Raw genomic sequence first — 25,335 nt, 5'->3', positions numbered from 1 at the left:
ATGAGCGAATGGTGGAACGTCGAGATCGTCGGCGCGGGCAAGCTGCCCATGCTGCTGTGCTTCCTCGCCTTCGTCGTCACCTTCCTCGCCACCCGAGGCATCACCCGGATGATCCGCGCGGGCCGCGGACCGTTCCGCAACAACGTCACGTCGTCGGGCGTGCACATCCACCACGCCGTCCCCGGCCTGGGGCTGCTGCTCATCGGGGCGTTCGTCGCGCTGAGCGCCGAGCACGGCGGATTCCGTGCCACCGCAGGCGTTCTCGTGGGCGTGGGTGCCTCTCTCGTGCTCGACGAGTTCGCGCTGATCCTGCACCTGAGCGACGTCTACTGGTCGCAGGAGGGGCAGGCGTCGGTGCAGGCCGTCGCCCTGACGGCGTCGTGCCTGGCCCTGGTGCTGCTCGGGTTCACCCCCGCCCGGTCGGAGGACCTCACCGGGGGCAGCAGGCCCGCTGGGCGCTCGCGCTGAGCATCGCCCTCACCGTGCTGGCCTGCCTGGTCTGCGTCGCGAAGGGGAAGTACCGCTTGATCGTGCTGGCGATCTGCGTCCCGGCCGTCGCGTTCGTCGGGGCGGTGCGGCTCGCACGGCCAGGTTCCCCTGGTTCCGCAAGCGCTACGCCGCCGGCTCGCGCAAGGCGACCACCGCCACCCGGCGCACGGCCGAGCTCGACGCCACGTGGGGCCGGCGCTGGGGCTGGATCGCCGACGCGATCGCGGGCGCCCCTCGCAGCCGAACCCGGCTGCGAAGCCTTAACACCGACGTAACGGCGCCCAGACGCCACCGCAACACCGGCGGTGAATCGTCTGCGCATGGCCACGACCACCGCACCAGTCGAGACCCGCGCCGCGGGCGACCCCAGCGAGACCCTGGAGGACTACACGCTGCGCTTCGCGCCACGGTCGTACCGCCGGTGGGGGCCCGGCGTCGTCGCGACCTCGGCGCTCGGCGGGATCGCCTACCTCGCCGACTTCGCGATCGGCGCGAACATCGGGATGGCGTACGGCACCGCCAGCGCCCTGTGGGGCATCGCCATCGCGGCCGCCGTGATCTTCCTGACCGGCATCCCGCTCGCGATCTACGCCGCGCGGTACAACCTCGACCTCGACCTGATCACCCGCGGCTCCGGTTTCGGCTACTACGGCTCGATCCTGACCAACGTCATCTTCGCGACGTTCACCTTCATCTTCTTCGCGCTGGAGGGGTCGATCATGGCGCAGGGCCTGCAGATCGGCCTGGGCATCCCGCTGTGGCTGGGGTACGCCGTCTCCAGCCTGGTCGTGATCCCGCTCGTGATCTACGGCATGCGGGCGCTGGCGAAGATGCAGCTGTGGACCACCCCGCTGTGGCTGGTGCTCATGGTGGCACCGCTCGGCTACCTGCTCGCCGTCGAGCCCGGCAGCGTCGAGGCGTTCTGGGACTATCGCGGCAGCGACGGGCAGCAGACCGCCTCGCTGGCCTCGGCGATGCTCGCCGCAGGCGTCTGCCTGTCGCTCATCGCGCAGATCGCCGAGAACATCGACTACCTGCGGTTCATGCCGCCGAAAACCCCTGAGAACGCTGGACGTTGGTGGACCGCGGTCATCGCCGCCGGACCCGGCTGGGTCCTGCTCGGCGCGCTGAAGCAGGCGGTCGGACTGTTCCTCGCGGTCTACCTGATCGGACGCTCGGCAGAGGGCGCCGGCGTCGCGAACGAACCGGTGCACCAGTTCCTCGCCGTCTACGAACGCCTCATGCCGCCGTGGCTCGCGATGGTGCTGGCCGTCGTGCTCGTCGTGGTCTCCCAGCTGAAGATCAACGTCACCAACGCCTACTCCGGCTCGCTCGCCTGGACCAACTCCTTCACCCGGCTCACCCGCCGCTACCCCGGACGGCTGGTGTTCGTCTTCGTCAACGTGGGCATCGCGCTGGCGCTCATGGAGGCCGACATGTTCAGCGTGCTCAACAGCATCCTGAGCTTCTACGCCAACCTCGGCATCGTCTGGATCGTCGCCGTCGCGAGCGACATCACCATCAACAAGTACGTCCTCGGCCTGTCCCCCAAGGAGCCGGAGTTCCGGCGCGGCATGCTCCACGCGGTCAACCCGGTCGGTTTCGGCACCGTCGTCGTGGGCGGCGGGGTGTCCATCGCGTGCTACTTCGGCGCGCTGGGCGAGGGCCTGCAGCCCTACTCGGCCGCCGTCGCCGTGGTCCTGGCCGCGACGCTCCCGCCGGTCATCGCCGTGGCGACGGGCGGGCGGTTCTACCTTCGCCGGGGCGACGACGGTCTCGCCCACCTGCCGATGCGCGACGAGCTGGGCAACCCCTCGGCCGCCGAGCTCGACTGCATGGTGTGCGCGCAGACGTTCGAGCGCCCCGACATGCTGCACTCGGCCACCGGCGCCGGGGCGCTGTGCTCGCTGTGCCTGGCCACCGACCGCGACGGGACCCACGTCCTGCCCGCCACTCCCTGATCCCGCGGCGCGGTGATCCCGCCAGGCCCGGATCAGCCGCCACCGGCGTACGAGCCACGCCCCCGACCCTGCGCATGAAACCGGGTTACGTGCGTTTGACCCGAATCCATCAAGGTCAAACGCACGTAACCCGGTTTCATGCCGAAAGCGTCACAAGGCGTGCCGAGGAGCGCCGTTCGGTGGGATGATGGAGGTCACTCTCCCGGAGGGGGTTCGCATGGGCTACTACATCGTCGGCCTCCTCGTGGCCGCGCTCGTGCTGGTGGGGGTGATCCGCCTGGCGATACGCCGTGGCGGCGACCGCGACCTCACGCACCGCGACCCGCGGGACCTGTCCCGCGGCGGAGCCCGGGGCAACAGCACCTCGGCCTCGACCGAGTTCGCCACCAAACGATCGGGTGGCACCGTCGGCCCGGTGGGCTGATCGACCTCGCCGCACCGCACCGGAAGGTCGGCGCGGCACCGTCCGGACGAAAGGGGACGTCATGGGATACGTCATCGCAGCCGTCGTCACGCTGGCCGTGCTGATCGCCGTGCTCGGTTACTCGGTGCGCCGCCGCCGCGACCTGGACCGGTCGCGCGTCGACCGGCGGCAACCGTTGACCGGCGGGGCTCGCGGAGCGAACAACACCTCGGCCTCGACCGAGTTCGCGACCAAGCGCGGTGGCAGCGCGATGCCGCCGTGAGCAGCCCGACGGACCACTGATCAAGCACGAGCAGCCGAGGGAGGTAGCCATGGGGTTCTACATCGGGATCGCCGTCGTGCTGCTGGTGCTCTTCGCACTGGTCTACGTCATCGCTCGGCGCGACGGTGGTGGCGCGGCAACGAAGCGCAATCTGACCGACCAGCTGTCGACCGGCAGCGAGCACGAACGCTCCAGCATCCAGAACCTGCACCGGGCCCAGGCGCAGCAGGATTACCGCAACGCGCGGCACGGCGGCACCTTCGGCAGGTGAGTCCCTTCGGCGGACACCCCACCGCGCCGCGGCGTCGACCAATCGCCATCAACCAGAGGAGACCGTCATGGGGTTCTACATCGGGATCGCCGTCGTGCTGCTGGTGCTCGGCGCACTGGTCTACGCCATCGCGCGCCGTGGAGGTGGCAGTGGTCGTCGGCAGCGGGAGCTGAGCGAGGGCGTCGGCACCGGCGACAGTGCCTACACGAGGCAGCGCAACGAGACGCGCCACACCGAGGCCAAGAACGTCGGGTGGGGCGGCCACTGACCCTGGCCCCGCCGTGGGCGGCGGCCTCGATCCGGTCACGGACGGTGCACAAACCCCGTCGCGCCCGCGGCAGGTGGGAGGATGGCGGTCACCAACCGAAGGGGGAATGGTCATGGGTTTCTACATCGGCATCGCGATCGTCCTGCTGGTGTTCCTCGGGCTGATCGCTGTCGTCGCGCGACGCGGCGGCGGCGCCGGAGGCTCCAAGCGCAACCTCAGCGACGGGGTGTCGCTCGGCGCCGAGGGGTCGCGCACCAACGGCACCCAGTGGCGCAACGCGCACCAGAGCCGCAACGCGAGCGGCGGCGGCGTCTGACGTACGCCCACCGCAGCTCTCCCGGCCGCTGACCTGAGGCATCCGCCCAGGTCAGCGGCCTTTTTCTGTCCGAGCCTTGCCGCTCCGGCGTGACCCGTGCCACAGTGACGAATCGTTTTTTCAGCGTTCTGCCAAAAGGATTCGTCAATGTCGGTCCCGCGCATCCGCGACGTCGCCGCCCTGGCCGGGGTGGCCCCCTCGACGGTCAGCGTGGTGCTCAACGGCAAGGCGACCGCCCGGGTCTCCGACGACACCCGCCGGCGCATCCACGAGGCGGCCGAGCAGCTCGGCTACACCCCCAACGTCGCGGCCCGCCGGTTGCGGACCACCCCAGAGCGGGCGGTCGCCGTCGTCGCAGAGGACGACCTGTCGACGCTGCCCTACGGGCTCGGTCTGCTCGACGGCCTCTATCGCGCCTGCTGGGAGCAGGGGTGCGCGTGCTGCTGCTCCCGACCGGTGGCGAGCCGACCCGCCTGCGCGACGCGCTCGACCACGCGGCCGGCCAGCAGGTGAGCGGCACGATCCTCGCCTCGATCTATCACCGTCGCATCGAGGCTCCCCGATCGCGCGGGCTGGTGCTGCTGAATCTTGAGACAGCACAGACAGATTCGCCCGTCACGACGGTGCTTCCCGACGAGCGGTCGATGGCCGCCCTGGTGGTCGACGAGCTGTGCTCGCTCGGCCACGAGCGGGTCGGGCTGGTCACCATCGCCCCGTCGCTGGAGGCCGAGAGCCGCCTCGCCGGCCTCCGCGCCGCGTGGGAGCAGCAGGGCCGAACGGACGACGATCTGCTGGTGCACGTCTCGCCCGACTTCGCCGCCACCACCGCGGGCGGTCTCGAGGGCGCGCTGTCGTTGCTCGACCGTCCCGACCGCCCGACCGCGCTCGCCTGCTTCAACGACCGGATGGCGATGGGCGCCTACGAGGCCGCGCGCCGGCTCGGGCTGCGCATCCCCGAGGACCTGACCGTCATCGGCCACGACAACCTCGAGCCGATCGTCGAGTCGCTCCACCCGCCGCTGACCACCGTCGCCCCGCCCCACCAGGAGATGGCCGAGAAGGCCGTCGAGCTCGTCCTCGCCGCCGAGGCCGCACCCGAAACCTTCTCTCTCCCAGGCGATCTCGTCCGTCGCGACTCCACCGCCCGCCCCGCCCCGCAGACCCGGACCCGCTGAAAGGCCCTCTCCCCCATGCCCAGCACCCACCCCCGCCTCCCCTCCCTCGTGCACCTGCGCGCGGCCGGCACCTCCCTCCTGCTCGACCTCACCGACGCCCAGCTCCCCGCGGTCGTGCACTGGGGCTCAGACCTCGGGCCGCAGACGACCGAGTCCGCCCGCGCGCTCGCCGAGGCCGCCGTGCCCACCGTCGGGTCCAACGCCGTCGACGAGCCCGTACGCCTGTCGCTCCTCCCCGAGCACCGCACCGGCTTCGTCGGCCGGCCCGGCATCTCCGGGTCGCGCACCGGGACCGCCTGGTCGCCCCGCTTCACGGTCACCGGCCTCGACCTCGCGCGGCTCGACACGGAACGCGCCGACACCACGCACCCCGACACCGCACGCTCCGACACCGAACGCCCCGACGACGACCGTGGCACCCCCACCCCCGACACCACCGACCTGCTCGAGTCCGGCCCCGCCACCGTGACGATCGACGCGGACGACCCCGAGCAGCAGCTCGGTCTGCAGCTGGTCGTGCAGCTGACGCCGGAGGGTGCTGCGCAGCCGCGCCCGCCTCACCAACCGGGGCGAGACGTACACCCTCGACGGGTTGACCCTGGCGCTGCCGGTGCCGGCGCGGGCGAGCGAGCTGCTCGACCTCGCCGGTCGCTGGGGCAAGGAGAAGGTGCCGCAGCGCAGCCCGTTCGGCGTCGGCACCCACCTGCGCGAGGGCCGCAAGGGCCGCACCGGCGCCGACGCGGCCGGCGTCCTGCACGCCGGCGAGGCAGGGTTCGGGTTCGGCGGCGGCGAGATCTGGGCGGTGCACACCGCCTGGAGCGGCAACCACGTGCACTACGCCGAGCGCACGTTCGACGGCCACCGCGTCATCGGCGGCGGCGAGCTGCTGCTCCCCGGCGAGGTGCAGCTGAAGCGTGACGAGACCTACGAATCGCCTTGGCTCTACGGCGTTTTCGGCGTCGGACTCGACGACGTCGCGCACCGGTTGCACCGCCTGCTGCGCGCCCGACCCGAGCACCCCAGCAGCCCGCGCAAGGTCACGCTGAACGTGTGGGAGGCGGTCTACTTCGACCACGACATCCCCCGGCTCCTCGACCTCGCCGACCGCGCCGCCGCCCTCGGCGTCGAGCGGCTCGTGCTCGACGACGGGTGGTTCGGTGCCCGCCGCGACGACACCGCGGGCCTCGGCGACTGGGTCGTCTCGACCGACGTCTGGCCCGACGGGCTGCACCCCCACGTCGACCGCGTGCGCGAGCACGGCATGGAGTTCGGCCTGTGGTTCGAGCCGGAGATGGTCAACCCCGACAGCGACGTCGCCCGCGCCCACCCCGAATGGATCATGGGCGCCCGCCGCGAGCAGCCGGTGCTCGCGCGCAACCAGCAGGTGCTGAACCTGTCGATCCCCGAGGCGTACGCCCACGTGCGCGACCAGATGATGGCGCTCCTGCAGGAGTACCCCATCGGCTACATCAAGTGGGACCACAACCGCGACCTCGTCGAGGCCGGCGACCGGACCCGTGACGGACGGCCGGCCGTGCACGCGCAGACCCTCGCGACCTATCGCCTGATGGCCGAGCTCAAGGCCGCCCACCCGGACCTGGAGATCGAGTCGTGCTCGTCCGGCGGTGCCCGGGTCGACCTGGGCGTGATGGAGCACTGCGACCGCGTGTGGGTCAGCGACTGCATCGACCCGCACGAGCGGCAGCAGATGCTGCGCTGGACCACCCAGCTGCTGCCGCCCGAGCTGTGCGGCTCGCACGTCGCGAGCGGCCGGTCGCACACGACCGGGCGCCGGCATACGCTCGGATATCGCGCTGGCACAGCGCTTTTCGGACACTTCGGCATCGAGTGGGACCTGGCCGAGGCCAGCGACCAGGAGCTCGCCGAGCTCGGCGCGTGGATCGACGTCTATCGCGACCTGCGCGAGCTGCTGCACACCGGCGACACCGTGCGCATCGACGCCCCCGGCGACGGCGTGCTGGTGCACGGCGTCGTGTCCCCCGACCGCGCCGACGCGCTGTTCGCCTACGTCGTCCACGACTTCGGGCTGGAAGACCCCAGCCCGCGGTTGGTGCTGCGCGGCCTCGACCCCGAGCGCCGATACCGCATCAGCCCCGTCCTCCCCGCCGTGCCGCCGACCGGCCTCGTCCCGCCCCGCTGGTGGGGCGAGCGGGCCGCCGACGGCACCTACCCCGGCACCGTGCTGCACGGCGCCGCTCTCCTGGCTGCCGGCGTACAACCGCCGCGCATCCAGCCGGACCAGGTCGTGCTCTTCAGGGTGCGCGCCGAGATGTAGGAAACCTCGCCCATGACAACCAGTTCCGCACGCGCCGAGTCACGTTCGGCGCCCGTCAAGAAGCCTCCCACCGCCCGACCCAAGCCCCGACGACACCCGTCTCGCGCTCGCGTTCATCGCACCGGCCCTCATCGGATTCCTCGTCTTCCTCGTGTGGCCGACGGTCCGGGGCATCTACCTCAGCTTCACCACCTACAACCTGCTCACGCCGGCGGAGTTCACCGGCCTGGACAACTACCGCCGCATGCTCGGCGACCCGATCTTCTGGAACTCGATGCGGGTCACCCTGCAGTACGTCGCCATCAACATCGGTCTGCAGACCGTGCTCGCGCTCGTCATCGCGGTGATGATGCAGCGCCTCACCCAGCGCACCTGGCTGCGCGGCGTGGTGCTCACGCCGTTCCTCGTCTCCAACGTCGTCGCGGCGATGGTCTTCCTCTGGATCCTCGACTACCAGCTGGGTTTCGGGAACTTCCTGCTCACCCAGATCGGCCTCGAGCGGATCCCGTTCCTCACCGACGAGAACTGGGTCATCCCGACCATCGCGGGCATCAACGTCTGGCGGCACGTCGGCTACACCGCGCTGCTGATCTTCGCGGGCCTGCAGACCATCCCGGCCTCGGTCTACGAGGCGGGCCGGATGGACGGCGCCGGCGAGATCCGGATGTTCTTCAGCATCACGCTGCCGCTGCTGCGCCCGATCATGGCTCTGGTGCTCATCATCACCGTCGTCGGCTCGTTCCAGGTGTTCGACACCGTCGCGATCGCGACGGGCGGCGGCCCCGTCAACGCCTCGCGCGTGCTCCAGCTCTACATCTACGACCTGGCCTTCGGACGCTTCCAGTTCGGTTATGCCTCAGCGCTTTCCGTCGCCCTGCTGGTCGTGCTGATGACCATCTCGTTCGTGCAGTACCGCCTGCTGCGCGCCGACTCCAGCGACCTGGACTGAGGCCGTCATGACCACTGCGACCACCACCGGGACCGACCCGGTCACCACTGCACCGACCGAGCCGGCGACCCGGCCCCGGTTCACCGTCGGCCGCGCGCTCGCCTGGGCCTTCATGGTCCTCGTCGTGCTGGGCAGCCTGTTCCCGTTCTACTGGATGCTGCGCACGGCCCTGTCGAGCAACAACGCGCTGTACGCCGGCGCCAGCGACCCGCTGCCCGTCCAGTTCTCCTGGGGCGGCTTCCAACGCGTCTTCGGGATGCAGACCGGGCAGGAGGCGATCGACGCCGGCGGCGCCGGCCAGCCGATCAACTTCTGGCGATACCTGCTCAACTCGATGATCGTCTCGACGCTCGTCACGGCCGGGCAGGTGTTCTTCTCGGCCCTCGCGGCGTACGCCTTCTCCCGGCTCCGCTGGAAGTGGCGCGACCGGGTGTTCGGCCTCTTCCTGGCCGGCCTGATGATCCCGACGATCTTCACGCTGCTGCCGAACTTCGTGCTGATCAAGCAGCTCGGTCTGGTCGACACCCTGCTCGGCATCGCGCTGCCGTCGATGATCATGACGCCGTTCGCCGTGTTCTTCCTGCGGCAGTTCTTCCTCGGCATCTCCCGCGAGGTCGAGGAGGCCGCGCTCATCGACGGCGCGAGCAAGGTGCGGGTGTTCTTCCGGCTGATCGTGCCGATGTCGGCCGCCCCGATCACGACGCTGGCGATCCTCACCTACATCGCCTCGTGGAACGACTACTTCTGGCCGCTCATGGTGAGCTACACCGACCGCTCGCGGGTGCTCACCGTCGGGCTCGGCGTGTTCAAGAGCCAGACTCCGCAGACCGGCCCCGACTGGCCCGGTCTCATGGCGGCGACGCTCGTCGCGGCCCTTCCGATGCTCGTCCTGTTCGCGGTGTTCGCCAGGCGGATCGTGAACTCGATCGGCTTCAGCGGCATCAAGTGAGGTCCACCATGCGACGCAGAACCACCACCCGCCGTACGTCCGTCGTCGCCGGCGCGCTCGCGCTCGGCCTGTCCCTGGCCGCCTGCGGAGGCGGTGGCTCCGGCGGCTCGTCCGGCACCACCGTCGACTACTGGATGTGGGACGCCTCGCAGGTGCCCGGTTACCAGCGCTGCGCCGACGCGTTCGAGCGCGCCAACCCCGGCACCCGCATCCGCATCACGCAGTACGGCTGGGACGACTACTGGTCGAAGATCACCGCGGGCTTCATCGCGGACACCGCGCCCGACGTGTTCGTCAACCACGTCAGCAAGTTCCCGCAGTTCACCGACCTCGACGTGCTGCGCCCGCTGGACGAGCTCGGGCCGACGCGCACGATCACCGACGCGGAGTTCCAGCCCGGGCTCGGCCAGCTGTGGAAGGGCCAGGACGGGAAACGCTATGGGGCGCCGAAGGACTGGGACACCGTCGCGGTGTTCTACGACAAGCGGAAGGTGGCGGCCGCGGGCATCACGCCGCAGCAGCTGAGCACCATGACGTGGAACCCGACCGACGGCGGCACCTTCCAGCGGATCGTCTCGCGGCTCACGGTCGACGAGCGGGGCCGACGCGGCGACCAGGCGGGGTTCGACAAGAGCCGGGTGCGGACGTACGGCTTCGCCAGCGGCGGTGGCGGCGGCGACAACTGGGGGCAGACGCAGTGGTCGCCGTTCACCGGCAGCACCGGGTGGCAGCCGCTGGACCAGAACCCGTGGGGGCGCACGTTCCGCTTCGACGAGCCGGGCGTGCAGCGCACGATCGAGTGGTACTTCGGGCTGAACCGCAAGGGGTTCATGCCGAGCTACCGCGAGATCGGCGGCTCCGAGGGGACCAGCGTCGACAAGCAGGTGCAGACCGGTCAGGCGGCGATGGCGATCAGCGGGTCGTGGATGCTCGGCACGTTCACGTCGCTGACCGACGCGCAGGGCAAGAAGCTCGACATCGGGATCGCCCCGACACCGGTCGGCCCGAACGGCAGGCGGGCGTCGATGTTCAACGGCATCGCCGACTCGATCACCCGCAGCAGCGACAGCCCGCAGGCGTCGGCGCAGTGGGTGAAGTTCCTCTCCGGCGACGCCTGCCAGCAGATCATCGGCCGCAGCGGCGTCGTCTTCCCGGCGCGCCCCGCCGGCACCCAGGCCGCGATCGACTACAACCGCACCGAGCGGCGGATCGACGTGTCACCGTTCACCGACCAGGTGCGCGACCGCACGACCTTCCTGTTCCCGATGACCTCCAACTCGGCCGACGTCACGGCGCTCATGCAGCCCCAGCTCGACGCGATCTACATCGGGAGCGAGAAGGTGTCGTCGCTGACCGGCCTGAACCGCCAGCTCGACGACCTGCTCGCGCTGGCCGCGAAGTAGTCCTGCAGTGTTGGGCACGCCACCGACAAGGAGAGACCGCACCGTGGAACGCACCACCGGCACGCTCGCGGACGGCCGCGAGATCGTCTGGTACGACCGCGCCGGCACCGCGCGCAGGCCCACCCCGGACCCGCGCGACCTGCCGCCGGCCGCCAGCAGCTCCCAGCTGCGGCTCGACCCACTGACCGGGGACTGGATCACGGTGGCCTCGCACCGGCAGACGAGGACGTACCTCCCGCCCGCCGACGAGTGCCCGCTGTGCCCGTCACGCGACGGTCGGCACACCGAGATCCCTTCTGCGGACTACCAGGTCGTCGCCTTCGAGAACCGGTTCCCCTCGTTCAGCCTGGGCTCGGGCGCCGACCAGGTCGTCGACGACGGGCTGTTCCAGGCGCGTCCGGGGCTCGGCCGGTGCGAGGTCGTGTGCTTCACCAGCGACCACGACACCAGCTTCACCGGTCTCACGCCGCAGCAGGCACGGCTGGTGGTCGACGCCTGGGCGGACCGCACGCGCGAGCTGGGCCGGATCGGGTCGGTCGACTACGTCTTCCCGTTCGAGAACCGGGGCGTCGAGATCGGCGTGACGCTGCAGCACCCGCACGGTCAGATCTACGCCTACCCCTACCTCCCGCCCGTCGCCGCCCGCGAGCTCGCGCGCGCCGAGGCGTACGCCGCCGAGCACGGCCGCAACCTGTTCGGCGACATCATCGAAGCCGAACGCCGTGCTGGCACAAGGGTTCTCGTCGAGACCGACGAGTGGATCGTGTTCTTGCCGTACGCCGCCCGCTGGCCCATCGAGGTCCATCTCTATCCGACGCGGCGGGTCCGCGACCTGCCCGAGCTGGACGACGCGCAGCGCGACGACTTCGCCCGCGTCTATCTCGACGTGCTGCGCCGGCTCGACGGGCTCTACTCCCAGCCGACGCCGTACATCGCCTCGTGGCAGCAGGCCCCCACGCGCCAGCACCGCGAGGAGGCCTGGCTGCACCTGGAGCTGCTGTCGGTGCGCCGCGCCGAGGGCAAGGTCAAGTTCCTCGCCGGCTCCGAGTCGGGCCAGGGCGGCTGGGTCAACGACGGGGAGCCGGAGCAGCTGGCGGAGAGGCTGCGGTCGGCATGAGCGGCGAGGAGCGCGCAGCGGAGGTTGCGGGCGAGGAACGAGCACGCGGCCGCAGCGGAGCGCGACCGAGCGCGACAGAAAGCATGAGCGGCGAGAACCCAAGCAGGTCGAGTAGCGGCGAGGCGCTAGCCGAGCCGCGTATCGAGACCACCCCCAGCCCAAGCCGGTCGAGTAGCGGCGAGGCGCTAGCCGAGCCGCGTATCGAGACCACCCCCAGCTCAAGCCGGTCGAGTAGCGGCGAGGCGCTAGCCGAGCCGCGTATCGAGACCCTCCTCGACGACGCCGACCGCGCCTTCCGCGACGTGCTGGACGCCACCCCCGACGGGGCGTGGTTCGCTCCCGGGCGGCTCAACCTCGTCGGCGAGCACACCGACTACAACGGCGGGTTCGTGCTCCCGCTGGCGCTGGAGCGCGGTGCCGTGGCGTGCGTACGCCGTCGGGACGACGACCTGGTGCGCGTGCACTCGACCGACCTCGGGAGCACGGTGCAGGTGCGGCTGGGCGACGTCGGCCCGGACGCCGGTCTGGACTGGGCGGCGTACGTCGCCGGGGTCGGCTGGGCGGCTGTGCAGCGGGGGCTGCCGGTGCCGGGGATCGACCTGACCGTGTCGTCGAACGTGCCTGCGGGAGCTGGACTTTCGTCGTCTGCGGCGCTCAGCTGTGTGACCGCTCGGGCGTGGGCCGACCTGGCCGGGTGGGACCTGCCCGACGTCGAGATCGCCGCGCTCGGGCGCGACGCCGAGAACCACGTGGCGGGCGCCCCGACGGGCGTCATGGACCAGCTCGCGTCGGTCTGCGGCCGGAAGGGTCACGCGCTCGAGATCGACACCCGCTCGGTCGAGATCACCTGGCTGCCGTTCGACCCGGCGTCCGCCGGGCTCGCGCTGCTCGTGATCGACAGCCGCACGCCGCACGCGCTGGTGGACGGGGCGTACGCCGAGCGCCGCGAGTCGTGCCGGCGGGCCGCCGCGGCGCTGGGGGTCGAGGAGCTGCGCGACGTGCCGGTCGACGGTCTGGAGCAGCGCCTGGCCGGGCTGCCCGACCTGCTGCGCCGGCGCGCACGTCACGTCGTCACCGACAGCGACCGCGTGGAGCAGGCCGCGGCGCTGCTGACCTCCGGGGCCGACCCGCGCGAGCTGGGGCCGCTGCTGGACGCCTCGCACGCGTCGATGCGCGACGACTTCGAGATCACCGTCCCGACCGTCGACACGATCCAGCGGGCCGCGGTGGCGGCGGGGGCGTACGGCGCGCGGATGACCGGGGGTGGTTTCGGCGGGTGCGTGATCGCTCTGGTCGACGCCGCCGCGGTCGATCGCGTCACGGCCGCGGTCACCGACGCCGCGGCGCGCGCCGGCCACCCGACCCCGGTCGCGTTCGTCGCCGAGCCGGGTGACGGCGCCCGCCGGCTCCGGTAGACCCGCGCCACCCGACAACGGACCGGCACAACGGGTCCGACGGGTCCGAATCGGCCCGTTCGGGATGGTTGTGCCGGTCCGTCGTGCGGCGCCGTGGTCGATGTGCGCGTGGTCTCGATGCGCGTGGTCTCGATGCCGGGTGGGTCTCGATACGCGGCTCGTCCCTCGCCGCCACTCGACCGCCTTAGGGCCTCTCGACGCCGGGTGGGTCTCGATACGCGGCTCGTCCCTCGCCGCCACTCGACCGCCTTAGGGCTGCTCGATGCCGGGTGGGTCTCGATACGCGGCTCGTCCCTCGCCGCCACTCGACCGCCTTAGGGCTGCTCGACGCCGGGTGGGTCTCGATACGCGGCTCGTCCCTCGCCGCTACTCGACCGCATGGGGTTCCACTCGACCGCCCTGGGGATCTACTCGACCCCCTTGCGTTCTACTCGACCTGCTTGGGCTGCTTGAACGGCTTGGGGAGCTTGTAGCCCTCCTCCGCGAGGATGGCGCGCGCCCGCGTCGGGTAGTTCGTGATGATGCCGTCGACGCCGGTGCCCAGCAGGTAGCGGAAGGTCGCCGGGTCGTCGACCGTCCACGGCACGACCTTGAGCCGGCGGTCGTGCGCGCGCTGGACCATGTCGCGAGTGACGTACGGCTCGCAGGCCGGGTCGGACACCGAGCAGCCCTGCGGGAACCCGTCGACCGGCGACAGCGTGGTCACGCCCGGGATGGCGTCGACCGCCGCGACGAAGTCGCCGCCGAAGTCGTCGGCGTCGAGGCCGCCGAGCCACGGCGAGGCGCCCGGCTGCCCGACCTGCAGGAAGTCCCTGTTCGTCAGCGCGACCAGCGGCAGCGACGGGTCGAGACGGTTCATGACCCGCAGCGCGCCCCAGTCGAAGCTCTGCACCGTGACCTGGCGCGACAGACCCGAGCGGGCGATCTCGCGCTGCACCAGGCGTACGAACTGCTCGCGCGGGGCGGTCTGCTCGGGTGCTCCGGCCTCGACCTTGGTCTCGACGTTGAGCCTGACCTTGTTGGCGCGGTGGCTCTTCACGAGGTCGAACACGTCGGACAGCTCGATCATCCGCGAGCCGGGGGTGTTGACCTGCTCGGGGTAGCCCGGGCGCTGCTGGAAGCCGCAGTCGAGGGTCTTCAGCTGGGCGAGGGTGAGGTCCTTGACGTACTTGCCGACGTAGGGGAACTGCGGGTCGCCCGGCGTCGCCGGTGCGGTGTCGCGGCAGACGTCGGGGTTGGTCTGCCGGTCGTGGGTGACGACGACCTTGGCGTCCTTGGTGATCTGGGTGTCCAGCTCCAGCGTCGACACCCCCGTGTGCAGCGCGTTGTCGAAGGAGGAGATGGAGCTCTCGGTGCGCTCGCCGATGCCGCCGCGGTGGGCCTGCAGGTCGAACGCGACGCGCGGCGGCGGGCCCGGCGGGCGGGCTGCGACTGCCGGACCGGCGAGCACGGGCTGGGCGAGCAGGGCGCCGAGCAGCAGCCCGGCCGAGGCGATGCGCTTCATGCGGTCAGGGTCGCGCAGCCCGGGCGACGACGGGGCGACGAGCACATGGCGATCGGGGGTCGATGCGTGGTCGTGGTCTCGATACGCGCTCGTTCCTCGCGCTACTCGACCAGCGTGGTCCGGCTACTCGACCAGCGTTGTCCGGCAACTCGACCACCTTGAGGGGTGGGGGCCTTCCACATGGCGGTCGTGAATAGGTCCACCTAAGTACAGGCGTACGATCGACACCAGGACCTATTGCCGATCTATCAGGACCGCCGTGAGCGCTAAGCACGTCCAGCGAGTCGATCGTGTCGTCATCCGATTCGCCGGGGACTCCGGCGACGGCATGCAGCTGACCGGTGACCGGTTCACCGCGGAGACCGCGATCCTGGGCAACGACCTGTCGACCCTCCCCAACTTCCCCGCCGAGATCCGCGCGCCGCAGGGCACGCTGCCGGGTGTCAGCTCCTTCCAGCTGCACTTCGCCGACCACGACGTGCTCACCCCCGGTGACGCCCCCGACGTGCTCGTGGCGATGAACCCCGCCGCGCTGCGCGCCAACCTCGGTGACCTGCCGCGCGGGGCGACGATCATCGCCAACAGCGACGAGTTCACCAAGCGCAACCTCGCCAAGGTCGGCTATCAGACCAACCCGCTCGAGGACGACTCGCTGGAGTCGTGGCAGGTGCAGGCGGTGCCGCTCACCTCGATCACGGTCGACGCGCTGGCGGAGTTCACCGAGCTCACCCGCAAGGACAAGGAGCGCGCGAAGAACATGTTCGCGCTCGGCCTGCTGTCCTGGATGTACAACCGCCCCACCGACGGCACCGAGGCGTTCCTCAAGGCCAAGTTCGCCACGAAGCCCGAGGTGCTCGAGGCCAACCTCGCGGCGCTGCACGCCGGTCACGCCTACGGCGAGACGACGGAGGCGTTCGCGGTGACCTACCAGATCGACCCGGCACCGATGACCAGCGGCACCTACCGCAACATCACCGGGAACCAGGCCCTGGCGTACGGCGTCGTCGCCGCCGCGCACCGCGCGCACCTGCCCCTGGTGCTGGGTTCGTACCCCATCACCCCCGCCTCCGACCTGCTGCACACGCTGTCCGGGCTGAAGCGCTTCGGGGTCACCACGATCCAGGCCGAGGACGAGATCGCCGGAGTGGGCGCCGCCCTGGGCGCGGCGTTCGCGGGCGCGCTGGGGCTGACCACCACCTCCGGGCCGGGGCTCGCGCTGAAGGCCGAGACCATCGGGCTCGGGGTGTCGCTGGAGCTGCCGCTCGTCGTCGTCGACGTGCAGCGCGGCGGCCCCTCGACCGGGCTGCCGACCAAGACCGAGCAGGCCGACCTGCTGCAGGCGATGTTCGGCCGCAACGGCGAGTCGCCGGTCGCGGTCGTCGCACCGAGCACCCCGACCGACTGCTTCGACATCGCGCTCGAGGCCGTGCGCATCGCGACGACCTATCGCACGCCGGTCATCGTGCTGTCCGACGGCTACCTCGCCAACGGGTCCGAGCCGTGGCAGGTGCCGGCGATCGAGTCGCTGCCCGACCTGCACGTCGACCTGGCCACGGAGCCGAACGCCCTTGACGACAAAGGCGATCCGACGTTCCACCCTTACGCCCGCGACCCCGAGACGCTCGCGCGGCCGTGGGCGGTGCCCGGCACGCCCGGCCTCGAGCACCGCATCGGCGGCATCGAGAAGGCCGACGTCACCGGCAACATCAGCTACGACCCCACCAACCACGACCACATGGTCCGGCTGCGGCAGAGCAAGATCGACAAGATCGCCGACTCGCTGCCGCCGACCGAGGTCGACGACCCCACCGGCGACGCGCGCGTGCTGGTGCTGGGGTGGGGCTCGACCTACGGGCCCATCACCGCAGCCGTACGCCAGGTGCGGGCGACCGGCGCCGCCGTCGCCCAGGCGCACCTGCGCCACCTCAACCCGTTCCCGGCGGACCTCGAGAACGTGCTGAAGGCGTACGACCGGGTCGTGGTGCCCGAGATGAACCTCGGCCAGCTCGCGCTGCTGCTGCGCGGGAAGTACCTCGTCGACGTGCAGAGCCACACCTCTGTGCGTGGACTGCCTTTCAGCACAACGGAACTCGCCGGTGTCATCGCCGACCACGTCGAGGACGCCGGTCGAGTAGCGGCGAGGGACGAGCCGCGTATCGAGACCCAGGAGACCTCATGAGCATCGACCTCGGAATGCCCCAGGTGGGCACCGCCGGTGTCCCTGCGCTCGCCGAGGGCGAGACGCTCAACCGCAAGGACTTCACCTCCGACCAGGAGGTCCGCTGGTGCCCCGGGTGCGGTGACTACGCGATCCTCGCGGCCGTGCAGGGGTTCCTGCCCGACCTCGGGCTCAAGCGCGAGAACATCGTGTTCGTGTCGGGCATCGGGTGCTCGTCGCGGTTCCCGTACTACCTCGACACCTACGGCATGCACTCCATCCACGGGCGCGCGCCGGCGATCGCGACCGGCATCGCGACGTCGCGGCCCGACCTGTCGGTGTGGGTCGTGACCGGCGACGGCGACGGGCTGTCGATCGGCGGCAACCACCTGATCCACGCGATGCGCCGCAACGTGAACCTGACGATCCTGCTGTTCAACAACAAGATCTACGGCCTCACCAAGGGGCAGTACTCCCCACCTCCGACGTCGGCGCGGTCACGAAGTCGACGCCGAAGGGGTCGGTCGACCGGCCGTTCAACCCGGTGTCGCTGGCGCTCGGCGCGGAGGCGACCTTCGTTGCGCGCACGATGGATTCGGACCGCAAGCACCTCACCGAGGTGCTGCGCCAGGCGGCCGAACACCGCGGCACGTCGCTGGTCGAGATCTACCAGAACTGCCCGATCTTCAACGACGGCGCGTTCGAGATCCTCAAGGACCGCGACGAGGCGTCGGCGCGGATCATGCACCTGGTCGACGGCGAGCCCGTGCGCGCCGGAGCCGACGAGCACGCCCGCGTGGTCGTGCGCGACGACGACGGCCAGCTACAGGTGGTGCCGGAGTCCGAGGCCGACCCGGCCAAGGTCGTACGCCACAAGGTCGACGCCGACGACCCCGCCCAGGCGTTCGCGCTCAGCAGGCTCGACGACCCCTCGTTCGCCCAGGTCCCGATGGGCGTGTTCCGCTCGGTCCAGCGACCGACGTACGACGACGGCGTGCGCGCCCAGATCGACTCCGCGGTCAGCGAGGCCGGCGGTCCGGCCACCGACGCCGACCTGGCGCGACTTCTCGCCGGTAGCGACACGTGGAGCGTGCGCTGAGCTGACCGATCAGGTCACGCTACGGGTTGAGGGTCAGGGTCGAGTCGGCGAGGAGCACCCCCGCGGTGGTATAGGTCAGGATGATCGCGAGGACGACAAGTCCGACCCTGATCCAGGGTGGTTCGAACCGGAACGTGGTGAGGGCGAGCGTCACGGCGCAGGCGATGGACAGCACGCCGGCCGCGATGGCCCCCGCCACGCCGCTCACCCCGCCCAGCATCGATCCGAGGGTGGCCGCGACGTAGACCATCGCCACCCCCAGCGCGGTCTTGCCCGCCAGCCGCCAACCGCGCGACCTGCATTTGTCTGATGCCATCGTGATGGTCACTGACGCCTCCCCCAGTACCTGGGGCCAACCTACGCGGTCGTGCTCCTACATCCCGTTGCTGCCACCCGCCGGATGTAGTCGGCACAACTGCCTGGGTCTGGCATAACCCGACCCATCGCCACTTGCCCCGTAGTTGTCTCGAACATTTCCGTGTGCTCTGGCTCTACGATGTCGACCCCGGCCTGCAGCAGTCCAGAGACGTTATCCTGAACGATTGAGCTTCGCCACATTCGCTCGTTCATGTTCGGGAACAGAATCGACCTCTTCGGTTGCGCAGCAAGGACTAGCGTCGGGTCTGTATCACAGATTCCACTCGCCGCCTTACCCAAGAAATTAGCAGTGCAAGGCAGAACAACGAATACATCGCACCACGCCGCAAGCTCTATATGACCGACTGGCCCGTCTTCGATGCCCGCGAATGTCGCCATGGCCGAGGGGGAAACATAGCCTGCGCCGCACCAGACATTATCACGCGCAGGTTGACATCCCCGAATGCACGTCGAAACTCCATGGCATAAAGCGGCGCCAGCGCGATTCCGCTGGAACCACACATAGCCCATAGCACCTTCACGACCGCGCACCGATCCAGACCAGCCAACGGCGCCGCACCTCGGCGAGACCAACGCCCATGGACTGCTGGCACGCCTGATCGAACTGTGGACTGGAGGGGTCCAGATAGAAGGCGCTTTTGTAGAACCTGCGCAGGACCGCACGCGACCATGATTCTTCAATGAACGAGCAGATCGTCCACGACGCCTCGTACTCCCATCCGGCCGCCCATCTGGTTCCGGGCCAGCCCCAGTCAGACACTTGGGGAGATCCTCGCAGTTCTGTCGCGGTTGCACCTGCCCTTGAATGGTCGTAGCCGACCAGCTCAGCATATCCTTCGGTTAGCCACGAACTGACGCCAGCGGCCGGTCTTCTATCCTCGAAAGTGAGCACATGCGTCATCTCGTGACCCAGCAATTGTCGAAGGACGACCTCGGCCGGAATGGGCTTATTGTCGCCACCCAGGACGCCGTCCTCGATCCCCGGCGTTATCATGACGAAGGGTGGGTTCTCGTCGATCCAGCCCGTCAAGTAGCTGCGGGTCATATCAGGTGGGCTCACCGCCAGCTGTCCAAGGATCGCACTTCGAACTTGGGTGCTGCGACTCGCGATAATTGGCACCCTCGTCGACGGCATTCGGAGTTTCAGATCGCGTACCGCGAACTGTAACGCCTCTTCAGCTTGCTCGAGGTACCTGGCAAGAGCCGTGGACTCCCCTCACCGATGACCAAACACCGCGCCCCAATGACCACGGTTGTGTTCGGACTAAGAATGCTCTCCGCAGACAGCCCGCAAGCACGTAGCGACTCGTTGGCGGCGGCGAGCCTTGAATCGGCGGTACTAGAGCGTGGTGTGCCAGTGGAAGTAAGTGACGCGTCTTCGCCCCCAGTTCCGTTCGCCGCGCATGCTGAAGCGCTGGCGATCCCAAGCAGCAGGAAAGCACGTCTTCCCACCGCGCGCGGCCCTGGGGATAACTGTCGCATCACTGACTACTTCCCCCAGGACCGCGCGAGCGCGATGGATTCAGCATCCTCCTCTGAGGATGGATTCAGCATCCTCCCCTGAGCATGACCTGCCACTTGAAGTTGGCCGCACCAAGCTTGGTGACCGTCTTGAAGGTGGCCCCGTTGATACCTCTGGCCACCTTGTCTGCCTGCTCGTAGGCTCGCCTAGAGGTCGAAGCATAACCTCGCGCAGCGACGGCCCAGTCGTCCATGTTGACCTGCGGACAGCTCTGGGGTTCCCCGATCGGAATTGCTGCGTTGGCTGCCCCTCCGAACGTCACGCCAGCGCTGATCAGTCCGGCGCTAAGCGCCCCCACTGCTGCCGCGCGCACCCCATTGATGTTGCTCATCTTGCCCCCTTATCGCCTGGCTGCGATCCCCACGACCGCAACCTGCAATATTTGTACCCCCCATGACGGGGTCGCAAGGGTGTCGGTCAAACTTGACGATTTCTTTAACTTGCCCGTCTGTTGCGGCATGTCCTGGCGCTCCGGACACCAGGGCACTGCGCCCGGCCGCATGTTCAGGCTACGTTCTGTCTCCCCATGGGTCGGCAGCACTCCCAGGGGGATCACCCGGCGAGGGGTGGCCTCCGGGGAGCAGGGCAGACTCCTGGAGGAGCGATCAATGGTGAGTCGCACGAGGAGACACGTGATGCCCGATAGTGCTGGCCCGCTGCTCGGCCTGCTCCTGGCCGCGCCTTGGCTGGTGTGGTCGACGTACCGACTGCTTCGCATGCTGTTCTCGTGGTGGCGACGTCGTCGCTGGGAGCCGGTCCCGGCCACGATCATCGGGGTCGAGTTCCGTGAGGGCTCCTACGAGGGGACGCTGCCGCAGCAGGATCGGACGATCGTGACCTACCGCTATCGCGCGTTCACCGAGTACTACCGGGGACGAGCTCCGTACCACCGAGACATGCCGCCGGTCGAAGGGGATCAGATCCGCGTGCATGTCGACCCTCGTCAGCACGATCGCTCGATCCTCGACACCGAGGACTCCCGCCTCTGGCGGGCAGTGACACTGCTGGTTGTCATGGCCGCGTCGTCGACGATGCTGTTGCTTGCCGTGGCGAACTGGCAGTAGCGCTGCGGCCCCAGCCGGGTCGAGGTAGAGATCGTCGATGGGCTGACCGGGTCCAGTGGCGCCTCGAGGTCACCGTCAGACATGGCGAGTGACTAGCCTTGGCGCATCACACGCAGGGGGATCATGGGTGTCGAAGTGCGCGGGCTCACAGTGGCGTATCGCCGCCGCAACGCGCTCTCCGACGTCAGCCTGGCGGCTGCCCCCGGAGTCACTGCCCTCCTCGGGCCCAACGGCGCAGGCAAGACCACGCTGCTGTCGGTGCTGGCGACCGCCCAACCCGTCGGCGCCGGAGTCGCGTTCGTCGACGGGCAGGACGTGGGGACGCGGGAGGGGCGGGCGGCGGCACGCGATGTGCTCGGCTGGTTGCCCCAGCGGTTCGACCTGGCCGGCGGGATGAGCCTGCTCGACACCGTGGCCTTCGCCGCCTGGGCCAACGGCGTCGCCGAGCGCGAGGTGTTCGGCCACGCCTCCGCCGCACTCGACCGGGTCGACCTGGCGGGCCGGGGGCGTGAGCGGGTGCGCACCCTGTCCGGTGGCCAGCGGCAGCGGCTCGGCCTCGCCGCAGCCACCGCGCACGGCCCGAGCGTGCTGCTGCTCGACGAGCCGACCGCGGGCCTGGACCCTGAGCAGCGGGTGCACTTCCGGCGGTCCGTCCGGTCGGCGACGGACGCGACGGTGCTGCTCTCGACGCACCTGCTCGACGATGCCGTGCAGGCCGCCGACCAGGTGGTGATCCTCGCCGAGGGGACGGTGCGCTTCGTCGGCTCCCCCGACGACCTCGCGCGTCTCGGCTCGGCTCGTGGGCCGGGCACGGAGAGCGCCCACGAGGCCGGCTATCTCGTCGCCCTGCACGGAGACGAAAAGCCTTGAAACACCACGGGTTTCGAGTAGTTCCCGTGCTCACCCTCGGGCTGATGGCGCTCGGGACAGCCGCCTCGGTCCTGCTGCGCTCGTGGTCGCTGACCGGTTGGGCCTACGCCGACTGGGTGGCCGCATCGGCCACGACCCGCGAGTCGCTGGTGTTCGCGCTGCCACTCGCTGCGGCCGTCGCCGCCTGGACGTCGGGGCGCTACTTGTCGACCCGCAGCATCCTCTGCCCGCCCTCGGCGAGCCGGTCGGGCCGGGAGGTCGTGGTCGCCCAGCTGGGTCTGCTCAGCGGGGCCGCCTCGCTGGGGTGGCTTGCGGGCAACGCGCCGCTGCTGGTCTGGACGGCCGTCAACGCCCGCGCAGGCGGCCCCGACCTGCTGGTGATGGCGGGTGCGCTCGCCGTGCTCCTTGCCGCCACCGCGTTCGGTTATCTCGTGGGGTGCGTCCTCCCCGGGTCGCATCGATCACCGTGGCGGCCGCGTCGACCCTGCTCGGAATCCTGGCCGTCGACGTGTGGGGCCCGGTCCTGGCGCCGGTGCGGCTCGCGACGCCCGCGGCCGGGCAGGTCGAGAACGCCACGGTCGCGGTGTTCCGGCTGCTGCTGCTCGCCAACGTCGTCGCCGTGCTCGTCGCCGCTGCCGGCCGAGCGGTGCGCGAGCGTTCCGTCGTGCGGCGCGCGACGACGTACACCGGGGTGGGGCTGCTGCTCGTCCCGCTCGCCATCGGGGTGGTGGCCCGAGAGTCGGCGCCGGCAGCGGTGCAGCGCGAGCCGTCACCGCCGGCGCGCTGCACGAGCGTGCAGGGGACGCCGGTGTGCGTGCACGCCGCCAAGGCCGACCTGCTGGACGACCTGGCCGGCGCCGTGGACCGGGTGCTCACGGCCGCGTCGGCCCCACCTGGCGCGCTGGGACCCGCGGTCGTCGACGATGCCCTCGGTGTGCAGCCCGACCCGGCCACGACGGCACTCTCTCTCCAGACCGACCAGCCCGACTGGGTCGACTGGGCCGCGGGCGACCTAGCCGGCCGGCTCGCCGGGGTGCCGGCCTGCGGGAGACGGGGCGATGCGTACGGCGACGCCGCCGGTCCGGCGCAGGACCAGCTCGCGACCTCGGTCGCGTTCGCTCGGTGGATCGCCACCGCCGCCGGCTACACGGCGCCGCAGCTCGAGGGTGCCCCGAGCAGCGAGGCAGCAGCGCGGCTGCGACGGCTGCCCGACGCGACCGTGCTCGGCCTGCTGCGCGACAACGGTGCGCAGCTGCGGCAGTGCAACCTGCCCAGCAGCGCGATCCGATGACGGGGTGGCGGCTCTACCTGGCCGCACGTGGCAGCCTGCTGGCCGTCGCCCTGTGGGTCGGCGCGCTCCTGCTCGTGCTCACCAGCGGCGTCACCGTGGTCGAGATCCGACTCGTCGCGACCGAGATACCCCGCTTCACACCGGTGTGGGAACTGGTGCCGGTGCTCCTCGCCGCGACGCTCCCCGCGCTGCTCGTGTCGCAGCTCGCGAGCTGGGAGCACACCGGGCACGTGCGCCTGCGCGCCCGCGCCGCGGTGGTCGCCGCAGCAGCCGTGGCGGCCCCCGCGTCGATCCCGTGGATCGCGCACGTCCGCCTGCCCGACGACGCGCGTTGGCTCGACATCGCCTGGAACGTCGTGCTGTTCGCGGCTTTGGCGCTCCTCGCCACGTGCGCGGTCGGCCGACTGGCCGGACCCGCGGTGGTGCTGCTGGCGTACGGCATCACGATCGGCGTGCAGCAGGCGCTCCCCGGGGTGGCGGCACACCTGCCGATCAGCGGCGCGCGGACGAACCTGCAGCCGCACCCGTGGCCGGCGCTGGCGCTGGCGCTGGTCGCGGTCGCCGCCTGGACGATCACCCTCGGCCGCTCCCGCTGGACGGCGCGGCGGACACGGCACGATTGACCGACGTACGCCCTCGTCTGACGGGCGGACGCGCGCTCACCCCGTCGCATCGGAGCCCTATCGTTGGCGGGTGAGCGAGCAGGAGGTCGAGGCGCGCAAGGGCGCGGTCTACGGCTTCCTCGCGTACCTGCTCTGGGGCACGTTCCCGCTCTATTTCCACGCGCTCATCCCGGCCGGCGCGTGGGAGATCCTCACCCACCGCATCCTGTGGACGGCGCTGCTGTGCGTGCTGGTGCTCGCGGTCACCCGGCGGCTGCGGTCGCTCGCGCGCCTGCTGCGCGATCCGCGCAGGCTCGGACTCCTTTGTGCCGCAAGCTTTTTCATCGCCACCAACTGGGTCCTGTACGTCCTCGCGGTCATCTCCGGACGCACGACCGAGGCGGCGCTCGGCTATTTCCTCAACCCGCTCGTCACCGTCGCGCTGGGGGTCGTCGTGCTGCACGAGGGGCTGCGGCGACTGCAGTGGGTCGCGGTCGGCATCGGTGCGGTCGCGTGCGCCTACCTGGCGATCGCGTACGGCCGGCCCCCGTGGATCTCGCTCGCGCTGGCCGCGTCGTTCGCGACGTACGGCCTGATCAAGAAGCGCGTCGGCGGGTCGATGACCGCGCTGCAGAGCCTGTCGGCCGAGACGCTGGTGCTGAGCCCGGTAGCTGCGGCGATCCTGGTCGTGCTGACCGTGCGCGGCGAGACGACGTTCACCGGGCACGGCGCGTGGCACACGGCGCTGCTGGTGCTGTCCGGCGTGGCGACGGCGATCCCGTTGCTGCTGTTCGCGGCGGCCGCCCGCCGGGTGCCCCTGGTGACCATCGGGCTGCTGCAGTTCATCACGCCGATCCTGCAGCTGCTCGCGGGCGTGCTGCTGCTGGGCGAGCAGATGTCGGCCGCCCGCTGGGTGGGCTTCGGGATCGTCTGGGTCGCGCTCGTCGTGCTCAGCGTGGATTCCCTGCGCGCGGCACGGCGTACGCGTCGCGCGGCACGGCTTGCCGCGGCGCCGGTCTGACACGCTCGGGGATGCTGGACGCTCCCCCACCTCGTCACGAAGGACCACCCCGTGCCCGACCGACCTGAGATCGTCTGCCTCTGCGGCTCCGTCCGGTTCGCGGACCAGATCCTCGCCGCTACCCGCGACCTGACCCTCGCCGGTGTCATCGTCGTCGGGCCGAGCGCGCTTCCGTACGGCCAGGGTGCCGCGACCGGCGAGCCGCTCACCGAGGAGCAGAAGGCGGCACTGGGCGCCCTCCACCTGCGCAAGATCGACCTGGCCGACCGGGTGCTGATCGTCAACCCCGGCGGGTACGTCGGCGAGACCACCGCACGGGAGATCGCGTACGCCCGCGCCGCCGGCAAACCCGTAGCCTTCACCGAGCCGACCTCACCCGAGCCGACCTCTCCCAAGGTGGTCGAGTAGTCGCTCCCCAAGGTGGTCGAGTAGCCGCGAAGCGACCTCTCCCAAGCTGGTCGAGTAGCCGCGAGGCGCTAGCCGAGCGGCGTATCGAGACCACGCCAGCCCTCCCCAAGCTGGTCGAGTAGC

The 25,335-nt window shown here is 70.4% G+C and carries 27 protein-coding genes and 2 pseudogenes; 24 read left to right on the top strand and 5 right to left on the bottom strand.

Features of this window, described 5'->3' with window-relative positions:
• The 16 genes and pseudogenes from QUE40_RS02395 (at window position 1) to galK (ending at window position 13,295) form a co-directional block, all read left to right on the top strand.
• Window positions 1-468, top strand: coding sequence for a hypothetical protein (locus QUE40_RS02395; RefSeq protein WP_289232212.1), 468 nt, complete (start codon window positions 1-3; stop codon window positions 466-468).
• A 341-nt stretch (window positions 469-809) separates the two neighbouring features.
• Window positions 810-2,450 (top strand): purine-cytosine permease family protein, encoded by a 1,641-nt coding sequence (locus tag QUE40_RS02390; protein ID WP_289232211.1) that lies wholly within the window; start codon window positions 810-812, stop codon window positions 2,448-2,450.
• A 187-nt stretch (window positions 2,451-2,637) separates the two neighbouring features.
• Complete coding sequence (locus QUE40_RS02385) at window positions 2,638-2,874, top strand: hypothetical protein (RefSeq protein WP_289232210.1); 237 nt, start codon at window positions 2,638-2,640, stop codon at window positions 2,872-2,874.
• 61 nt (window positions 2,875-2,935) lie between these two features.
• Window positions 2,936-3,136: a hypothetical protein gene (locus QUE40_RS02380; protein WP_142004248.1), complete on the top strand. Its 201-nt coding sequence runs from the start codon at window positions 2,936-2,938 to the stop codon at window positions 3,134-3,136.
• 49 nt (window positions 3,137-3,185) lie between these two features.
• Window positions 3,186-3,407, top strand: a complete 222-nt coding sequence (locus tag QUE40_RS02375; RefSeq protein ID WP_142004247.1) for a hypothetical protein — start codon at window positions 3,186-3,188, stop codon at window positions 3,405-3,407.
• 67 nt (window positions 3,408-3,474) lie between these two features.
• Window positions 3,475-3,675 carry a hypothetical protein gene (locus QUE40_RS02370; RefSeq protein WP_142004246.1) on the top strand — a complete coding sequence of 67 codons (201 nt, stop codon included), beginning with the start codon at window positions 3,475-3,477 and terminating at the stop codon, window positions 3,673-3,675.
• A gap of 112 nt (window positions 3,676-3,787) precedes the next feature.
• The gene (locus tag QUE40_RS02365) at window positions 3,788-3,991 is read left to right on the top strand and encodes a hypothetical protein (protein WP_289232209.1); all 204 of its coding nucleotides are present in this window, start codon (window positions 3,788-3,790) and stop codon (window positions 3,989-3,991) included.
• 147 nt (window positions 3,992-4,138) lie between these two features.
• The gene (locus QUE40_RS02360) at window positions 4,139-4,504 is read left to right on the top strand and encodes a LacI family DNA-binding transcriptional regulator (protein WP_289232208.1); all 366 of its coding nucleotides are present in this window, start codon (window positions 4,139-4,141) and stop codon (window positions 4,502-4,504) included.
• Window positions 4,429-5,166, top strand: a complete 738-nt coding sequence (locus QUE40_RS02355) for a substrate-binding domain-containing protein (RefSeq protein ID WP_289232207.1) — start codon at window positions 4,429-4,431, stop codon at window positions 5,164-5,166. The genes QUE40_RS02360 and QUE40_RS02355 overlap by 76 nt, the downstream gene beginning before the upstream one ends.
• Before the next feature lie 15 nt (window positions 5,167-5,181).
• Window positions 5,182-5,637: pseudogene (locus QUE40_RS19810) on the top strand (glycoside hydrolase family 36 N-terminal domain-containing protein); the annotation flags it as partial.
• Between the two features lie 121 nt (window positions 5,638-5,758).
• Complete coding sequence (locus QUE40_RS02350) at window positions 5,759-7,462, top strand: alpha-galactosidase (protein ID WP_350227051.1); 1,704 nt, start codon at window positions 5,759-5,761, stop codon at window positions 7,460-7,462.
• A gap of 151 nt (window positions 7,463-7,613) precedes the next feature.
• Window positions 7,614-8,411: a carbohydrate ABC transporter permease gene (locus tag QUE40_RS02345; protein ID WP_289232206.1), complete on the top strand. Its 798-nt coding sequence runs from the start codon at window positions 7,614-7,616 to the stop codon at window positions 8,409-8,411.
• Window positions 8,412-8,418: 7 nt separating this feature from the next.
• Complete coding sequence (locus tag QUE40_RS02340; RefSeq protein WP_289232205.1) at window positions 8,419-9,360, top strand: carbohydrate ABC transporter permease; 942 nt, start codon at window positions 8,419-8,421, stop codon at window positions 9,358-9,360.
• An 8-nt stretch (window positions 9,361-9,368) separates the two neighbouring features.
• Window positions 9,369-10,763 carry an ABC transporter substrate-binding protein gene (locus tag QUE40_RS02335; protein WP_289232204.1) on the top strand — a complete coding sequence of 465 codons (1,395 nt, stop codon included), beginning with the start codon at window positions 9,369-9,371 and terminating at the stop codon, window positions 10,761-10,763.
• A 43-nt stretch (window positions 10,764-10,806) separates the two neighbouring features.
• Entirely contained in the window at window positions 10,807-11,880 is a 1,074-nt protein-coding gene (gene galT / locus QUE40_RS02330) for a galactose-1-phosphate uridylyltransferase (protein WP_289232203.1), read from the top strand.
• Window positions 11,881-11,963: 83 nt separating this feature from the next.
• Window positions 11,964-13,295, top strand: a complete 1,332-nt coding sequence (gene galK / locus QUE40_RS02325) for a galactokinase (RefSeq protein WP_289232202.1) — start codon at window positions 11,964-11,966, stop codon at window positions 13,293-13,295.
• A gap of 427 nt (window positions 13,296-13,722) precedes the next feature.
• Here galK and QUE40_RS02320 read toward each other — a convergent pair whose 3' ends face one another.
• Window positions 13,723-14,799: a glycerophosphodiester phosphodiesterase family protein gene (locus QUE40_RS02320; RefSeq protein WP_289232201.1), complete on the bottom strand. Its 1,077-nt coding sequence runs from the start codon at window positions 14,797-14,799 to the stop codon at window positions 13,723-13,725.
• Between the two features lie 259 nt (window positions 14,800-15,058).
• On the opposite strand from QUE40_RS02320, the gene QUE40_RS02315 reads away from it, so the two are divergent.
• Entirely contained in the window at window positions 15,059-16,978 is a 1,920-nt protein-coding gene (locus QUE40_RS02315) for a 2-oxoacid:acceptor oxidoreductase subunit alpha (protein ID WP_289232200.1), read from the top strand.
• Window positions 16,975-18,056, top strand: a pseudogene (locus QUE40_RS02310) (2-oxoacid:ferredoxin oxidoreductase subunit beta). Before QUE40_RS02315 ends, QUE40_RS02310 begins: the two are co-directional and overlap by 4 nt.
• A 19-nt stretch (window positions 18,057-18,075) precedes the next feature.
• Here QUE40_RS02310 and QUE40_RS02305 read toward each other — a convergent pair.
• The 4 genes from QUE40_RS02305 to QUE40_RS02295 all read right to left on the bottom strand — a co-directional run bounded on the left by QUE40_RS02305 (window position 18,076) and on the right by QUE40_RS02295 (window position 20,287).
• Window positions 18,076-18,384 carry a hypothetical protein gene (locus tag QUE40_RS02305; RefSeq protein WP_289232199.1) on the bottom strand — a complete coding sequence of 103 codons (309 nt, stop codon included), beginning with the start codon at window positions 18,382-18,384 and terminating at the stop codon, window positions 18,076-18,078.
• Window positions 18,385-18,413: 29 nt separating this feature from the next.
• Window positions 18,414-18,812, bottom strand: coding sequence for a flavoprotein (locus QUE40_RS18790; RefSeq protein WP_350227050.1), 399 nt, complete (start codon window positions 18,810-18,812; stop codon window positions 18,414-18,416).
• 139 nt (window positions 18,813-18,951) lie between these two features.
• Window positions 18,952-19,479, bottom strand: a complete 528-nt coding sequence (locus QUE40_RS02300; RefSeq protein ID WP_289232198.1) for a hypothetical protein — start codon at window positions 19,477-19,479, stop codon at window positions 18,952-18,954.
• 502 nt (window positions 19,480-19,981) lie between these two features.
• Window positions 19,982-20,287 (bottom strand): hypothetical protein, encoded by a 306-nt coding sequence (locus tag QUE40_RS02295; protein WP_289232197.1) that lies wholly within the window; start codon window positions 20,285-20,287, stop codon window positions 19,982-19,984.
• A gap of 304 nt (window positions 20,288-20,591) precedes the next feature.
• Between QUE40_RS02295 and QUE40_RS02290 the strand changes: the two genes are divergently transcribed.
• From QUE40_RS02290 to QUE40_RS02265, 6 genes are all read left to right on the top strand, one after another.
• Window positions 20,592-21,020 (top strand): DUF3592 domain-containing protein, encoded by a 429-nt coding sequence (locus QUE40_RS02290; RefSeq protein WP_289232196.1) that lies wholly within the window; start codon window positions 20,592-20,594, stop codon window positions 21,018-21,020.
• 123 nt (window positions 21,021-21,143) lie between these two features.
• Window positions 21,144-21,890: an ABC transporter ATP-binding protein gene (locus tag QUE40_RS02285; protein ID WP_289232195.1), complete on the top strand. Its 747-nt coding sequence runs from the start codon at window positions 21,144-21,146 to the stop codon at window positions 21,888-21,890.
• A gap of 466 nt (window positions 21,891-22,356) precedes the next feature.
• Window positions 22,357-23,181, top strand: coding sequence for a hypothetical protein (locus QUE40_RS02280; protein WP_289232194.1), 825 nt, complete (start codon window positions 22,357-22,359; stop codon window positions 23,179-23,181).
• Window positions 23,178-23,804, top strand: a complete 627-nt coding sequence (locus QUE40_RS02275; protein WP_289232193.1) for a hypothetical protein — start codon at window positions 23,178-23,180, stop codon at window positions 23,802-23,804. The genes QUE40_RS02280 and QUE40_RS02275 overlap by 4 nt, the downstream gene beginning before the upstream one ends.
• 70 nt (window positions 23,805-23,874) lie before the next feature.
• A complete protein-coding gene (rarD, locus tag QUE40_RS02270; protein WP_289232192.1) occupies window positions 23,875-24,804 on the top strand; it encodes an EamA family transporter RarD in 930 nt (309 codons plus the stop codon).
• A 51-nt stretch (window positions 24,805-24,855) separates the two neighbouring features.
• Complete coding sequence (locus tag QUE40_RS02265) at window positions 24,856-25,212, top strand: MDR/zinc-dependent alcohol dehydrogenase-like family protein (protein ID WP_289232191.1); 357 nt, start codon at window positions 24,856-24,858, stop codon at window positions 25,210-25,212.
• Window positions 25,213-25,335: the final 123 nt, after the last annotated feature.

Origin of the sequence: Barrientosiimonas endolithica, assembly GCF_030296655.1 — a bacterium.
Classification (GTDB): domain Bacteria; phylum Actinomycetota; class Actinomycetes; order Actinomycetales; family Dermatophilaceae; genus Barrientosiimonas; species Barrientosiimonas humi.
This window is presented reverse-complemented; position numbering and strand designations above follow the sequence as displayed.

Coding starts and splice junctions, on each gene's coding strand:
- QUE40_RS02380 (WP_142004248.1), top strand. CDS start 2,936: ATGGGATACGTCATCGCAGCCGTCGTCACGCTGGCCGTGCTGATCGCC.
- QUE40_RS02365 (WP_289232209.1), top strand. CDS start 3,788: ATGGGTTTCTACATCGGCATCGCGATCGTCCTGCTGGTGTTCCTCGGG.
- QUE40_RS02290 (WP_289232196.1), top strand. CDS start 20,592: ATGCCCGATAGTGCTGGCCCGCTGCTCGGCCTGCTCCTGGCCGCGCCT.
- QUE40_RS02340 (WP_289232205.1), top strand. CDS start 8,419: ATGACCACTGCGACCACCACCGGGACCGACCCGGTCACCACTGCACCG.
- QUE40_RS02295 (WP_289232197.1), bottom strand. CDS start 20,287: ATGAGCAACATCAATGGGGTGCGCGCGGCAGCAGTGGGGGCGCTTAGC.
- galK (WP_289232202.1), top strand. CDS start 11,964: ATGAGCGGCGAGAACCCAAGCAGGTCGAGTAGCGGCGAGGCGCTAGCC.
- QUE40_RS02275 (WP_289232193.1), top strand. CDS start 23,178: ATGACGGGGTGGCGGCTCTACCTGGCCGCACGTGGCAGCCTGCTGGCC.
- QUE40_RS02370 (WP_142004246.1), top strand. CDS start 3,475: ATGGGGTTCTACATCGGGATCGCCGTCGTGCTGCTGGTGCTCGGCGCA.
- QUE40_RS02385 (WP_289232210.1), top strand. CDS start 2,638: ATGGAGGTCACTCTCCCGGAGGGGGTTCGCATGGGCTACTACATCGTC.
- QUE40_RS18790 (WP_350227050.1), bottom strand. CDS start 18,812: ATGGCGACATTCGCGGGCATCGAAGACGGGCCAGTCGGTCATATAGAG.
- QUE40_RS02395 (WP_289232212.1), top strand. CDS start 1: ATGAGCGAATGGTGGAACGTCGAGATCGTCGGCGCGGGCAAGCTGCCC.
- QUE40_RS02360 (WP_289232208.1), top strand. CDS start 4,139: ATGTCGGTCCCGCGCATCCGCGACGTCGCCGCCCTGGCCGGGGTGGCC.
- QUE40_RS02300 (WP_289232198.1), bottom strand. CDS start 19,479: ATGACCCGCAGCTACTTGACGGGCTGGATCGACGAGAACCCACCCTTC.
- QUE40_RS02335 (WP_289232204.1), top strand. CDS start 9,369: ATGCGACGCAGAACCACCACCCGCCGTACGTCCGTCGTCGCCGGCGCG.
- QUE40_RS02375 (WP_142004247.1), top strand. CDS start 3,186: ATGGGGTTCTACATCGGGATCGCCGTCGTGCTGCTGGTGCTCTTCGCA.
- QUE40_RS02320 (WP_289232201.1), bottom strand. CDS start 14,799: ATGAAGCGCATCGCCTCGGCCGGGCTGCTGCTCGGCGCCCTGCTCGCC.
- QUE40_RS02390 (WP_289232211.1), top strand. CDS start 810: ATGGCCACGACCACCGCACCAGTCGAGACCCGCGCCGCGGGCGACCCC.
- QUE40_RS02285 (WP_289232195.1), top strand. CDS start 21,144: ATGGGTGTCGAAGTGCGCGGGCTCACAGTGGCGTATCGCCGCCGCAAC.